This is a genomic window from Streptomyces sp. NPDC088747 (genome assembly GCF_044751025.1).
Taxonomy (GTDB): domain Bacteria; phylum Actinomycetota; class Actinomycetes; order Streptomycetales; family Streptomycetaceae; genus Streptomyces.
This window is the reverse complement of record NZ_JBIVKZ010000010.1, coordinates 29,936-42,008: the sequence shown is the minus strand read 5'-3', so window position 1 is coordinate 42,008 and position 12,073 is coordinate 29,936. Positions and strand designations below refer to the sequence as shown.

General features: G+C 70.1%; 11 protein-coding genes and 1 pseudogene. 8 read left to right on the top strand and 4 right to left on the bottom strand.

What is annotated here, in order from left to right; all coding sequences use genetic code 11:
* Positions 1-125 precede the first annotated feature (125 nt).
* A complete protein-coding gene (locus ACIP79_RS23310) occupies positions 126-782 on the bottom strand; it encodes an FMN reductase (protein WP_401226365.1) in 657 nt (218 codons plus the stop codon).
* A complete protein-coding gene (locus ACIP79_RS23305) occupies positions 779-1,879 on the bottom strand; it encodes an LLM class flavin-dependent oxidoreductase (protein WP_401226363.1) in 1,101 nt (366 codons plus the stop codon). The genes ACIP79_RS23310 and ACIP79_RS23305 overlap by 4 nt, the downstream gene beginning before the upstream one ends.
* Positions 1,880-2,007: 128 nt before the next feature.
* Here ACIP79_RS23305 and ACIP79_RS23300 point away from each other — a divergent pair.
* The 5 genes and pseudogenes from ACIP79_RS23300 to ACIP79_RS23280 all read left to right on the top strand — a co-directional run bounded on the left by ACIP79_RS23300 (position 2,008) and on the right by ACIP79_RS23280 (position 5,135).
* A pseudogene (locus ACIP79_RS23300) lies at positions 2,008-2,753 on the top strand (helix-turn-helix domain-containing protein).
* A 289-nt stretch (positions 2,754-3,042) separates the two neighbouring features.
* The gene (locus ACIP79_RS23295) at positions 3,043-3,378 is read left to right on the top strand and encodes a YnfA family protein (protein WP_401226360.1); all 336 of its coding nucleotides are present in this window, start codon (positions 3,043-3,045) and stop codon (positions 3,376-3,378) included.
* Positions 3,379-3,591: 213 nt separating this feature from the next.
* Complete coding sequence (locus ACIP79_RS23290) at positions 3,592-4,359, top strand: SDR family NAD(P)-dependent oxidoreductase (protein WP_383684727.1); 768 nt, start codon at positions 3,592-3,594, stop codon at positions 4,357-4,359.
* Entirely contained in the window at positions 4,359-4,529 is a 171-nt protein-coding gene (locus ACIP79_RS23285; protein WP_401226358.1) for a hypothetical protein, read from the top strand. Before ACIP79_RS23290 ends, ACIP79_RS23285 begins: the two co-directional genes overlap by 1 nt.
* A gap of 27 nt (positions 4,530-4,556) precedes the next feature.
* Positions 4,557-5,135, top strand: a complete 579-nt coding sequence (locus ACIP79_RS23280; protein ID WP_401226355.1) for a GNAT family N-acetyltransferase — start codon at positions 4,557-4,559, stop codon at positions 5,133-5,135.
* A gap of 87 nt (positions 5,136-5,222) precedes the next feature.
* On the opposite strand, the gene ACIP79_RS23275 is transcribed toward ACIP79_RS23280, so the two are convergent.
* Positions 5,223-6,416 carry an RtcB family protein gene (locus ACIP79_RS23275; RefSeq protein WP_401226353.1) on the bottom strand — a complete coding sequence of 398 codons (1,194 nt, stop codon included), beginning with the start codon at positions 6,414-6,416 and terminating at the stop codon, positions 5,223-5,225.
* Between the two features lie 203 nt (positions 6,417-6,619).
* Between ACIP79_RS23275 and ACIP79_RS23270 the strand changes: the two genes are divergently transcribed.
* From ACIP79_RS23270 to ACIP79_RS23260, 3 genes are all read left to right on the top strand, one after another.
* Positions 6,620-7,510, top strand: a complete 891-nt coding sequence (locus ACIP79_RS23270) for a DUF3558 domain-containing protein (protein WP_401226351.1) — start codon at positions 6,620-6,622, stop codon at positions 7,508-7,510.
* Positions 7,511-7,657: 147 nt separating this feature from the next.
* On the top strand, positions 7,658-8,524 hold the full coding sequence (locus ACIP79_RS23265; RefSeq protein ID WP_401226348.1) for a DUF3558 domain-containing protein: 867 nt from the start codon (positions 7,658-7,660) through the stop codon (positions 8,522-8,524).
* A gap of 217 nt (positions 8,525-8,741) precedes the next feature.
* Positions 8,742-10,121 carry a DUF2637 domain-containing protein gene (locus ACIP79_RS23260; RefSeq protein ID WP_401226345.1) on the top strand — a complete coding sequence of 460 codons (1,380 nt, stop codon included), beginning with the start codon at positions 8,742-8,744 and terminating at the stop codon, positions 10,119-10,121.
* Between the two features lie 117 nt (positions 10,122-10,238).
* Here ACIP79_RS23260 and lysS read toward each other — a convergent pair whose 3' ends face one another.
* On the bottom strand, positions 10,239-12,002 hold the full coding sequence (gene lysS, locus ACIP79_RS23255; RefSeq protein WP_401226343.1) for a lysine--tRNA ligase: 1,764 nt from the start codon (positions 12,000-12,002) through the stop codon (positions 10,239-10,241).
* Positions 12,003-12,073: the final 71 nt, after the last annotated feature.

Sequence of the window (12,073 nt, the reverse complement as noted above, 5' to 3'; positions counted from 1 at the left end):
CCCGCGCGGACCAGTTGCCCAGGACGCCGCCCGAGACCGGCAGGCCGCCCCGCTCATGACCGAATCGGCCGAAGCGAGGACGGGCTACGGGGGCGGCCTGAGTCAGCGGCCTTGAGGCCACGTGGTTACGGCCGCAGCGCGGCGAGCTGCTGCGCGAACGGGACCACTTCGAAGCCGCCGCTGGCGGCGGGTGCCGCGGACGGCCCCGCGGAGGCCGCAGCCGGCCCCGCGGCCTCCCCGCGTACGAACGCGGCCCCGGCCATCAGGCCCGCCAGCTCCCCCGCGGCCCGCTCGACACGCGCGGCCAGCCCTTCGGCTCCCCAGTCCTCCGAGGCCGCGTAGACCGCGGTGGGTACGACCACGGCCCGCAGGTAGGAGAAGAGGGGGCGGAGCGCGTGCTCCAGGACGAGCGAGTGCCGGGCGGAGCCGCCGGTGGCCGCGATGAGGACCGGCTTTCCGGCGAGCGCGTCCTGGTCACTGACGCTCAGCACGTCGAAGAAGGACTTGAAGAGCCCGCTGTAGGAGGCGGAGAAGACCGGTGTGACGACGACGAGTCCGTCCGCCGCGGTCACCGCCTCGATCGCGGAGGCAAGCGCCGGGCCGGGGAAACCGTTGGTGAAGTTGTGGGCGATCTCGACGGCCAGGTCGCGCAGTTCGACGACCTGGACGTCGGCGTCGGCGCCCCGGGCGGTGGCGACGGCCAGCCGGTCGGCCAGCAGCCGCGTGGAGGACGGGACGCTCAGCCCCGCCGAGACGACGACGAGCTTCGTACGGCGCTTCATGCGACGGTCACCCCTTCCGGTGAGTCCTTCCGCGCGGCCAGCAGGGACCGGTGGGTCGGCGCGTCCGGCACCCCGGCCGGACGGCCCTTCGCGAACTCCTCGCGCAGCACCGGCACGACCTCCTCGCCCAGCATGTCGAGCTGCTCCAGGACGGTTTTCAGCGGCAGCCCCGCGTGGTCCACCAGGAACAACTGGCGCTGGTAGTCACCGGCGTACTCCCGGAAGGCCAGCGTCTTCTCGATCACCTGCTGCGGCGACCCGACGGTCAGCGGCGTCTGGTCGGTGAAGTCCTCCAGGGACGGCCCGTGCCCGTAGACCGGCGCGTTGTCGAAGTACGGCCTGAACTCCCGTACCGCCTCCTGCGAGTTGTGCCGCATGAACACCTGGCCGCCGAGGCCGACGATCGCCTGCTCGGCGGTGCCGTGCCCGTAGTGCGCGTACCGCTCGCGGTAGAGCTCGACCATCCTCTTCGTGTGGTCGGCGGGCCAGAAGATGTTGTTGTGGAAGAAGCCGTCGCCGTAGTACGCGGCCTGCTCGGCGATCTCCGGCGAACGGATGGAGCCGTGCCAGACGAACGGCGGCACGCCGTCCAGCGGGCGCGGGGTGGCGGTGAAGGACTGGAGGGGCGTACGGAACTTGCCCTCCCAGGTCACCACGTCCTCGCGCCACAGCCGGTGCAGCAGCGCGTAGTTCTCGATGGCGAGGTTGATGCCCTCGCGGATGTCCTTGCCGAACCACGGGTAGACCGGGCCGGTGTTGCCGCGGCCCATCATCAGGTCGACCCGGCCGTCCGCGAGGTGCTGGAGCATCGCGAAGTCCTCGGCGATCTTCACCGGGTCGTTGGTGGTGATCAGCGTGGTCGAGGTGGAGAGGATCAGCTTCTCGGTCTTCGCCGCGACATAGCCGAGCATCGTGGTGGGGGACGACGGCACGAACGGCGGGTTGTGGTGCTCACCGGTCGCGAAGACGTCCAGGCCGACCTCCTCGGCCTTGCGCGCGATGGCGACCATGGCCTTGATGCGCTCGTGCTCGGTCGGCGTCCGTCCCATCGTCGGGTCCGGTGTCACATCGCCGACGCTGAAGATCCCGAACTGCATGGTCGCTCACCCTCCGCAGGTTGTTTACGATTCAACTATACCCGCAAACGAGACCGGCCACCGCACTATTCCCACCCCCCGGTTTCCTCGCCCCCACGGCTGTCGGTGCCCCGCCCTACCATCCGGGCATGGCCGCCCCACGCCGTGACACCCGAGGCATCGTCGACCCCGCCGAGCTCCTCTCCCGGGTCCACTTCCGCCGCCGCGAGCCCGCACCGCCCCTGCGCCCCTACCTGGAGCACTACTGGCTGATCGACTGGGACCTGCCCCAGCCATACGCCTCCCACGTGGTCCCGCACCCGTCCGTGAACGTCGTCTTCCAGCGGTTCGAGGGACGGGAACCCTTCGGCGAGGTCGCCGGCGTCGGACTCGGCCTCTTCACCCAGAAACTGGAGGGAAGGGGACGGGTGTGCGGCATCCGGCATCCCCGGAGAGCATTTCGGCGACGATCCTCACCCCGATCGTCACCTCGATCCTCGCCCCCGACGACGAGGACGCCCGAGTGACCGCCCTCGACGCCTTCCTCCTGACCCTCGACCCCCGTCCCGACCCCCGGTCCGACCTCGCGATGACCCTCGTCGACCGCATCCGCACCGACCGCACCATCCGCCACGTCGGCGACTTCGCCCAGGCCCAGGGCATGACCGTACGGGCCCTGCAACGCCTCTTCGCCGCGTACGTCGGGGTCGGCCCGAAGTGGATCATCCTGCGCTACCGCATCCACGAAGCCCTGGAGCACGCGGAAGCCTCCGGCCCACCGGACTGGGCGACCCTGGCGGCCGAACTCGGCTACGCCGACCAGGCCCACCTCGTCCGCGACTTCACCGCGACGGTGGGGGTGTCACCCACGGGTTACGCCCGGGGTCTGCGGTAAGCGGCGTACGGACCGCCCGCACCCGCGAGACCACGGAAGGGGCCGTGCCGGTACATCACATGCCCGTCGCGTACGTGGTCACCACGAGGCCCGGCCATCCCACCGACCCAAGTGCCCGTCCGGCGACGGGCGGATGTACCGGCACGGCCCCGACCCCCCACCACCGGTAGGCGTCCAAGGGTGACCCCCACGCCCCCGCGGGCGACGAACCCGGCGAGCACCAAGACGCCACACGCCGGACGCCGGACGCCGGAACGGACGCCACGACCCGCCATGCGAAAGTGACCGCATGTTCGTCGCCCGCTCCGCCGCCCTCTTCGCCCTGGCCGCCCTTTTCGAGATCGGCGGCGCCTGGCTGGTCTGGCAGGGCGTACGCGAACACCGCGGCTGGCTGTGGATCGGCGCGGGCGTGATGGCACTCGGCGTGTACGGCTTCGTGGCCACGCTCCAGCCGGACGCCGAGTTCGGACGCGTACTCGCGGCGTACGGCGGCGTCTTCGTAGCGGGGTCCATCGCCTGGGGGATGGTGGCGGACGGCTACAAACCGGACCGCTGGGACGTCACGGGCGCGTTGGTCTGCCTCGTGGGCATGGCGCTGATCATGTACGGGCCACGGGGAAACTGAAGGGTTGTCCACCCGGCAGCCCGCGATCCGCGCAGCGAAAGCGGCGCCCCCGCCATGGACCAGGTCAGCGACCGCCCCCGCACCCACCCCGCCTATCCTGGCGAGGTGCACGGGCGCACGAGCAGCCCGGACACGCCGGCCGCCCGCCCCGCACGACATCGCACCGCCACAGCCGGCGCCAGCGCCACCGCCACCGCCCCGAGGAGCACCCGTATGAGCCCCGCCGCCGCGTCCCGTATCGCCGTCGTCACCGGCGCCAGCAGCGGCATCGGCGCCGCGACGGCCCGGCAACTGGCGGCCGCGGGCTACCGCGTCGTCCTGACCGCCCGCCGCAAGGACCGTATCGAGGCCCTCGCGGAGGAGCTGACGGCGACGGGCCACCAGGCGACGGCGTACACCCTCGACGTCACCGACCGCGCGGCGGTGGACGAGTTCGCCGGCGCCTTCAAGACGATCGGCGTCCTGGTGAACAACGCCGGCGGCGCGCTGGGCGCCGATCCCGTCGCGACGGGCGACCCGGCCGACTGGCGCCAGATGTACGAGACGAACGTCATCGGCACGCTGAACGTCACCCAGGCCCTGCTGCCCGCCCTGACGGCGAGCGGCGACGGAACGGTGGTCGTCCTCTCCTCGACGGCCGGCTTCAGCACGTACGAGGGCGGCGGCGGCTACGTCGCGGCCAAGCACGCCGAACACGTCCTCGCCGAGACCCTCCGGCTGGAGATCGTCGGCACCCCGGTCCGTGTCATCGAGGTCGCGCCCGGCATGGTCAAGACGGACGAGTTCGCGCTGACCCGCTTCGGGGGCGACGAGGAGAAGGCCGCCAAGGTCTACGCGGGCGTGGCCCAGCCCCTCACCGCGGAGGACGTCGCCGACACGATCACCTGGGCGGTCACCCGCCCCAGCCACGTCAACATCGACCTCCTCGTCGTCCGCCCGCGCGCCCAGGCGTCGAACGCGAAGGTCCACCGGGAGTTGTGATGCCGGACGGGATGCCGGAGGACGCCGCGGACGAACGGGACCGGGAGCAGCGCCGGCTGACCCAGGAGACGAAGGACGAACGCTACGTCTGGTGGTACCTGGCGTACTTCCTCTTCGGCATCCACATCGTGGCGTTCGTCATGATCTACGCGGTCATGCACGCGAAGTAGCGAACTCCCTCCCTACGCTGGCGAGTTGTGACCAGAGACATACCTTCCGCACTCCATGCTGAGACCGCGCCCGCAGGCAACGAGGCCCCGCCGCCCAACCCCCCGCCCCCGACCTTCCGTCGGGCGACGGAGGCCGACCTCCCCACCCTGGTCCGCCTGCGCGACGCGGCGGCCACCTGGCAGGTGTCCCGGGGAATCGACCAGTGGACACCGGGCGAGATGACGGAGGCCCACTTCCGCGCCGCTCTCGAACAGGCCGAGATCTGGCTGGCCCACCTGGGCGACCACCCGGTCGGCGCCTGGGAACTCTGGTGGGAGGACCCGGCGGCCTGGGGCCCCCAACCCCCCACCGCCGCCTACATCCACCGCCTGATGACCGACCGCGCCACGGCCCCGCCCGGCACCGGCCGCCACCTCCTCGCCGCGGCGGAAGCCCGCATCACCGCCACCGGCCGCCCCCTGGCCCGCCTCGACTGCCTCACCACCAACACCCGCCTGCACACGTACTACGAGTCCGCGGGCTACACCCCCACAGGCCGACACCACGTCACAACAGGCCTCGGCGACCCGTACACAGTCACCCTCTTCGAAAAGCAACTCCACTGAAGTCCCCGAGGCACAAGAAATCCCTCGGCCGGAACTGCCGTCCCGGCCGATGGATTCACCTCTGGGCTCCACGCCAAGCCTTTACGCCTAGCCCTTCACGCAGACAACCTGCTTCAGCTTCGCGACGACCTCCACCAGGTCGCTCTGCTGCTCCATCACCTGCTCGATCGGCTTGTAGGCCCCCGGAATCTCGTCCACGACGCCCGAGTCCTTGCGGCACTCGACACCCCGTGTCTGCTCCTCCAGGTCCTTCGTCGAGAAACGGCGCTTCGCAGCGTTACGGCTCATACGCCGACCCGCCCCGTGAGACGCCGAGTTGAACGCCTTCTCGTTACCGAGACCCTTCACGATGTACGAACCCGTGCCCATCGAGCCCGGAATGATTCCGTACTCCCCGGCGCCCGCGCGAATGGCGCCCTTACGGGTCACCAGCAGGTCCATCCCGCCGTAGCGCTCCTCGGAAACATAGTTGTGATGTGCACTGATCTCCGGCTCGAAAGTCGGCTTCGCCTTCTTGAACTCCTTGCGGACCACGTCCTTGAGGAGCGCCATCATCAGCGTGCGGTTGTGCTTCGCGTATTCCTGCGCCCAGAAGAGGTCGTTCCTGTACGCGGCCATCTGCGGGGTGTCCGAGACGAACACCGCGAGGTCGCGGTCGACCAGTCCCTGATTGTGCGGAAGGCTCTGGGCGACACCTATATGGAACTCGGCGAGTTCCTTACCGATGTTCCTGGAACCGGAGTGGAGCATGAGCCACACCGCATCGGATGTGTCAACGCACACCTCAACGAAGTGATTGCCCCCACCAAGGGTCCCCATCTGCTTGGTGGCACGCTCCAGACGGAACTTAACCGCCTCCGCGACCCCGTCGAACCGCCCCCAGAAGTCGTCCCACCCCGCGGTGGCCAGCCCGTGGAACCGTCCCGGCTGGACGGCCGACTCGTGCATCCCCCGCCCCACCGGAATGGCCTCCTCGACCTTCGAGCGAAGTCGGGAAAGGTCCCCCGGCAGGTCGTTGGCGGTGAGCGACGTCCTGACGGCGGACATCCCGCAGCCGATGTCGACCCCGACCGCCGCCGGGCACACCGCGTCGCGCATGGCGATGACGGAGCCGACGGTCGCGCCCTTGCCGTAGTGGACGTCGGGCATGACGGCGAGGCCCTTGATCCACGGCAGGGTCGCCACGTTCTGGAGCTGACGCAGGGCCACGTCCTCGACCGACGCAGGGTCGGTCCACATGCGGATGGGAACCTTGGCGCCCGGTACCTCTACGTACGACATATCGTTCTCTTTCCCCCGAAAACAAACAGAAGTATCAGAACGCAAAAACCGTCGCCAAGGTCTACGTAACGGACAACGGACCGGCGTTCACGGCAGTGCGTGCGATACACATTGTCTCCAGGGGCCGCCCCCACGCGGCAACCGAATAACCACAGGACATCCCGGGCCCCAGGCCGTCGGGAAGGGTCGAGAGGAGCCTGACCGTGCAGCGGAAGGCGTATGTAACCGGCGTCACCGCACTCCTCGCGGCACTGCTGGCCGGCTGCACGGGCGGTTCGGACGGCGACGGCGCCACGGACGACTCGAAGCCGGGCGACTCCGGTACGAAGGCCGCCGTGGCCCAGCCCGGCAGGTACCGCACGCTCCCCGAGGCCTGCGCCGCCATCGACCACGGCACCCTCGACTCCCTGCTGCCCGGCATCAGGCAGATCGCCGACGAGGAGAGGCGCGGCACGGCGTACGAGGGGACGCCGACGCTCACGTACGACACCGACCGCCGGGTCGGCTGCCGCTGGAAGGTGGAGTCCGACAGCGCCACCGACCACCTCCTCGTCGATTTCGAGCGCGTGGTCAGTTACGACAACGCGGTGAGCGACGACAGCAGGGCCACGGACCTCTACACGATCAAGGAGACCGCGGCGGATCTGCCCGAGCCGTCCGCCTCCGCGACCCCGGAGGACTCGGAGAGCCCGGACGCCGGCGATTCCGCGTCCCCGTCCGGCTCCCCCTCGGCCTCCTCCTCCGCCAACGGCGGCTCCTCCCCCTCCTCGACCCCGTCCGGCTCGGCGTCGGCCTCCTCCTCTTCCTCCGACGCCTCCTCTTCCTCTCCCTCCGCGGACGCGACTCCGACCTCTCTCCAACCCCGCGTCCTCGACGGTCTGGGCGACCAGGCGTACCTGGACGACACCCTCAGCCCGGCCACCTCGACGGCCCAGCAGCGCACGGTGACTGTGGTGTTCCGCACGTCCAACGTGATCGTGACGATCGAGTACGACGAGCAGCCGACGGTCACGGGCGAGGTGCCGGACAGCAAGGAAATGCAGGACAGGGCGCGGAATCTGGCCGCGAAGCTGGCGGACACGCTCAACGGTTAGCGGGTCCCGAGGGGGGTTCCGGGCGGTTGCGCAAAGCCCGCGAAGCGGGACCACTGCCCTGTCTCACCGCGTACCGTGGCCCCTCGGACCCGACCGGCCGCACCTTCCATGTGCGGCCGTACCACGAGCGCCACGAGTGAAGGAACCATGCACCGACCAGTAAAGCGAGTAGGCCGAGTACCGCGACTCACCCGCATCCTTGTCAGCGCAGCCGCCGTCCCGGTGATGCTTGTCGCCGCAGGCTGTTCCTCGGACTCGGACTCCGGATCCGGCTCCGGCGCCGCGTCCGGCGACAAGGACAGCAGCTCCGGTGCGAGCCCGGACGCGCAGGCGTCGGAGAGTGCTTCCGCGAACGCCGTACAGGTGGCCGCGTACGAGACGTTGCCCGAGTCCTGCTCGGTGCTGTCGAAGAAGACGCTGGGCGAACTCGTCCCGGAGGCGGGCAAGTCCGGCAAGAAGGGCACGACGGGTGAGGTCTCCTCGCGCGGCAACTGCTACTGGACGAGTCTCGACAGCAACGGTGTGAAGGGCTCGCAGTACCGCTGGCTGAACGTGGCCCTGCTGCGCTTCGAGTCGGACGGGCGCGGCGCCGGCGAGGACCAGGCGCACGCGTACTTCGAGAAGCAGGTCGGTGGCGCCAAGGCGGTCTCGGGCGCGAAGAACACGAAGTCGGCCCCGGTGTCCGGCACGGGCGATGAGGCGACGGCGGTGAGTTACGACCTGAAGAAGAAGGAAGGCGCCTTCAAGCAGCAGACGGTCGTGGCCCGCGTCGAGAACGTCGTCGTCACGGTCGACTACAACGGCGCGGGTCTGGCGGGCGAGAAGGCGCCGTCCGCCGCGACCCTGCTGAAGTCGGCGCAGAAGGCGGCGAAGGAGGCGGTGGCTTCGGTGACCGCGGCGAACGAGAGCGGCGGCGCCGGATCGAGCGCGTCCCCCTCGAAGTCCGCGTCGAAGTCGGCCTCGAAGAGCGCCTCGTCGTCCGCGTCCCCGTCCGAGTCGGCGACCAAGAGCTGATCCGGACCGGCGGTAACCCCGGCGGAGACCCGATCCGGCCGGATCCGTTCCGGACGTACGCGGATCCGGCTCTGTGGCGTAACTCGTAGTGCCACCAGGCCGTTTGCGGGAGCCCGGCCCCTACGGGGACCGGGCTCGTGCCGTACCGTGCGCCCGTGCGCCGCACACATGTGCCACCCTGTTGCGCGCAACGACAAGTAAGGGGAGGGGAGTACGGGTGTCCGCGCCCATTCAGCTCACACGCACGCACCGCATTCTCATCGGCGTGGTCGTCGCCGGTGCGGTTGTCATCGCGGGCATCGGCTTCGCCGGTTCGTACGCGGCTGTCCGCGAGCTCGCGATCGAGAAGGGCTTCGGGAACTTCAGCTATGTGTTCCCGATCGGCATCGACGCGGGCATCTGCGTCCTGCTCGCCCTCGACCTCCTCCTGACCTGGATCAGGATCCCCTTCCCGCTGCTGCGCCAGACGGCGTGGCTGCTGACCATGGCGACGATCGCGTTCAACGGCGCGGCGGCCTGGCCGGACCCGCTGGGCGTCGGCATGCACGCCGTGATCCCGATCCTGTTCGTGGTCTCCGTCGAGGCGGCCCGGCACGCGATCGGCCGGATCGCCGACATCACGGCCGACAAGCACATGGAGGGCGTCCGCCTCACCCGCTGGATGCTGTCCCCGCTCCCCACCTTCCTGCTGTGGCGCCGGATGAAGCTGTGGGAGCTGCGCTCCTACGAGCAGGTCATCAAGCTGGAGCAGGAGCGGCTCGTCTACCAGGCCCGGATGCGTTCCCGCTACGGCCGCGCCTGGCGCCGCAAGGCCCCGGTGGAGTCCCTGATGCCGCTGCGGCTCGCGAAGTACGGCGTCCCGCTCGCCCAGACGGCCCCCGCGGGCCTGGCGGCGGCCGGTATCGAGCCCGCGCTCCTGCCCCCGGCGCCGCAGCTGGAGGTGGCCCGCGAGCCCGAACCCGCGGCACCGGTCCTGCGGAACGACGCGGCACCCGCCCGCGAACAGCTTCCCGTTCCCGACGGACCCGAGTCCCTCGAACCCCCCGAGCAGCCGGAGGACCACGCCGAGCCGCAGAGTCAGTGGCTGCACGCGCGGGACCCGCAGGCCGTCGCGTACCAGGGCGGCTACGACCCGACGTACGACCCCGAGGTCGCGTACAACCAGTGGTACGCGGAGCAGCAGCAGGCCGAGCAGTTCGAGGAACAGCAGCGGTTCCAGGCCCGTCAGCGGTTCGAGGAGCGGCAGCAGTTCGAGGAGTTGCAGCGGTTCGAACAGCCGACGTTCCCGCAGCAGCAGTACGAGGAGCCGGTCCCCGACCCGGAGCCCTCTCCGGAGGACACCGGTACCTTCCCGATCCCGTCCGGTCCGGGCCGTACCCGTGAGATGGGCGCGGGCGGCGGCACGGAGCCGACCGAGGAGGACTACTACCTGGTCTTCAAGAAGTCGATAGACGGCAGCTATCCGACGTCGGGCCAGTTCAGGGGTGACGTGGAGGCGACGTACGGCACCACGCTCCCGCAGCGCGAGGCCGACCGGCTGGTCAAGCGCTTCACCAACCGCCACACGGCGGATCTCCAGGAAGAGCACATCGCGTAAGCGGTCGTGGTCGTCCTGGGTTCCGCGCGGAGGGCCTTGTTTCTACGACGACGGGGCGCCCGGTGCCATCGAGCACCGGGCGCCCCGTCGTCGTCGTACCGCCGTACCGCGCCGGGTCTACTCGCCGAGGAGCTTCCGCACCCGGTCCTGGCCCACCGCCAGCAGCAGCGTGGGCAGGCGCGGGCCGGTGTCACGGCTCACCAGCAGGTGGTAGAGGCGGGCGAAGAAGGTGCGCTGGGCGACCTTGATCTCGGGCGGCAGTTCCTTGGCGGTGGCGTCGGCGGGGAAGCCGGCCTGGACCTTGGGGACGCCGTAGACGAGGTTGGTCAGGCCGTCGAGGGACCAGTTGGCGTCGAGTCCGTCGAGGAGCAGGCGCAGCGACTCGCGGCCCTGGTCGTCGAGGGACTTCAGGAGCTCGGTGTCGGGCTCCTCGCGGACGACGGTGCGCTCCTCGGCGGGGACCTGGGTGTTGGTCCAGGTCTCGGCCCGGTCGAGCCGGGGCCGCACCTCGTCCAGGGAGCCGAGCGGGTTGCCGGGGTCGAGTTCGCTCAGGATCCGCAGGGTCTGGTCCTCGGCGCCCGCGGTGATGTCGGCGACGGAGGCGAGGGTGCGGTACGGCATCGGGCGGGGTGTCCGGGGCAGTTCACCGGCGGCGGTGCCGACGGCCCGGGAGTGGGCGGCGGCGTCCGCCGGGAGCGCCGAACCGTCGGCGACCTTGCCCTCGAGCTTGTCCCACTCGTCGTAGAGCCGCTGGATCTCCTGGTCGAAGGCGATCTTGAAGGACTGGTTGGGGCGGCGGCGGGCGTAGAGCCAGCGCAGCAGTTGCGGCTCCATGATCTGGAGTGCGTCGGCCGGGGTGGGCACGCCGCCCTTGCTGCTGGACATCTTGGCCATGCCGCTGATGCCGACGAAGGCGTACATGGGGCCGATCGGCTGCTTGCCGCCGAAGAGTCCCACGATCTGGCCGCCGACCTGGAAGCTGGAGCCGGGGGAGGAGTGGTCGACGCCGCTCGGCTCGAAGACGACGCCCTCGTAGGCCCAGCGCATGGGCCAGTCGACCTTCCAGACCAGCTTGCCGCGGTTGAATTCGTTCAGCCGGACGGTCTCGGAGAATCCGCACGCCGAGCAGGTGTAGGTCAGCTCGGTGCTGTCGTCGTCGTAGGCCGTGACGGTCGTCAGGTCCTTCTCGCACCGGCCGCAGTAGGGCTTGTACGGGAAGTAGCCGGCGTCCGAGCTGCCGTCGTCCTCGGCGGCGGCGCCGGAGCCCTCGGCGGCCTCGATCTCGGCCTCGTCGAGCGGCTTCTGCTGCTTCTGCTTGGCCGGGGCCTTCTTGGTGCGGTACTGCTCCAGGATGGCGTCGATGTCGCCGCGGTGCTTCATGGCGAACAGCACCTGGTCGCGGTAGACGCCCGAGGTGTACTGCTCGGTCTGGCTGATCCCGTCGTACTCCACGCCGAGTTCGGCGAGCGACGTGATCATCGCGGCCTTGAAGTGCTCGGCCCAGTTGGGGTGTTCGGAGCCCTTGGGGGCCGGTACGGAGGTCAGCGGCTTGCCGATGTGCTGGGCCCAGGACTCGTCGACGCCGGGGACGCCGGCCGGGACCTTGCGGTAGCGGTCGTAGTCGTCCCAGGAGATCAGGTGGCGTACGACGTGGCCCCGGCGCCGGATCTCGTCGGCGACGAGGTGCGGTGTCATGACCTCCCGGAGGTTCCCGAGGTGGATCGGTCCTGAGGGCGAGAGCCCGGAGGCGACGACCACGACCGGGGCGGTCCCGGGTGAGGTCGATTTGCTCGGGGCCCGACGCTCCGACTCCTCGATGACCTCATCCGCGTAACGGGAGACCCAGTCGGTGGTCTCGGTGCTCTGAGCCACGATCGGCACGTCCTCTTTTTCTGGAGTTCCTTCGGGAGCAGCCGTCGTGATCGGACGGCTGAGGTGCCCATTCTCCCAGC

Excerpts from the sequence above, each read along its gene's own strand:
- ACIP79_RS23285 (WP_401226358.1), top strand. The coding sequence starts at position 4,359 with ATGCCGGACGGGATGCCGGAGGACGCCGCGGACGAACGGGACCGGGAG.
- ACIP79_RS23290 (WP_383684727.1), top strand. The coding sequence starts at position 3,592 with ATGAGCCCCGCCGCCGCGTCCCGTATCGCCGTCGTCACCGGCGCCAGC.
- ACIP79_RS23275 (WP_401226353.1), bottom strand. The coding sequence starts at position 6,416 with ATGTCGTACGTAGAGGTACCGGGCGCCAAGGTTCCCATCCGCATGTGG.
- ACIP79_RS23310 (WP_401226365.1), bottom strand. The coding sequence starts at position 782 with ATGAAGCGCCGTACGAAGCTCGTCGTCGTCTCGGCGGGGCTGAGCGTC.
- ACIP79_RS23305 (WP_401226363.1), bottom strand. The coding sequence starts at position 1,879 with ATGCAGTTCGGGATCTTCAGCGTCGGCGATGTGACACCGGACCCGACG.
- ACIP79_RS23295 (WP_401226360.1), top strand. The coding sequence starts at position 3,043 with ATGTTCGTCGCCCGCTCCGCCGCCCTCTTCGCCCTGGCCGCCCTTTTC.
- ACIP79_RS23265 (WP_401226348.1), top strand. The coding sequence starts at position 7,658 with ATGCACCGACCAGTAAAGCGAGTAGGCCGAGTACCGCGACTCACCCGC.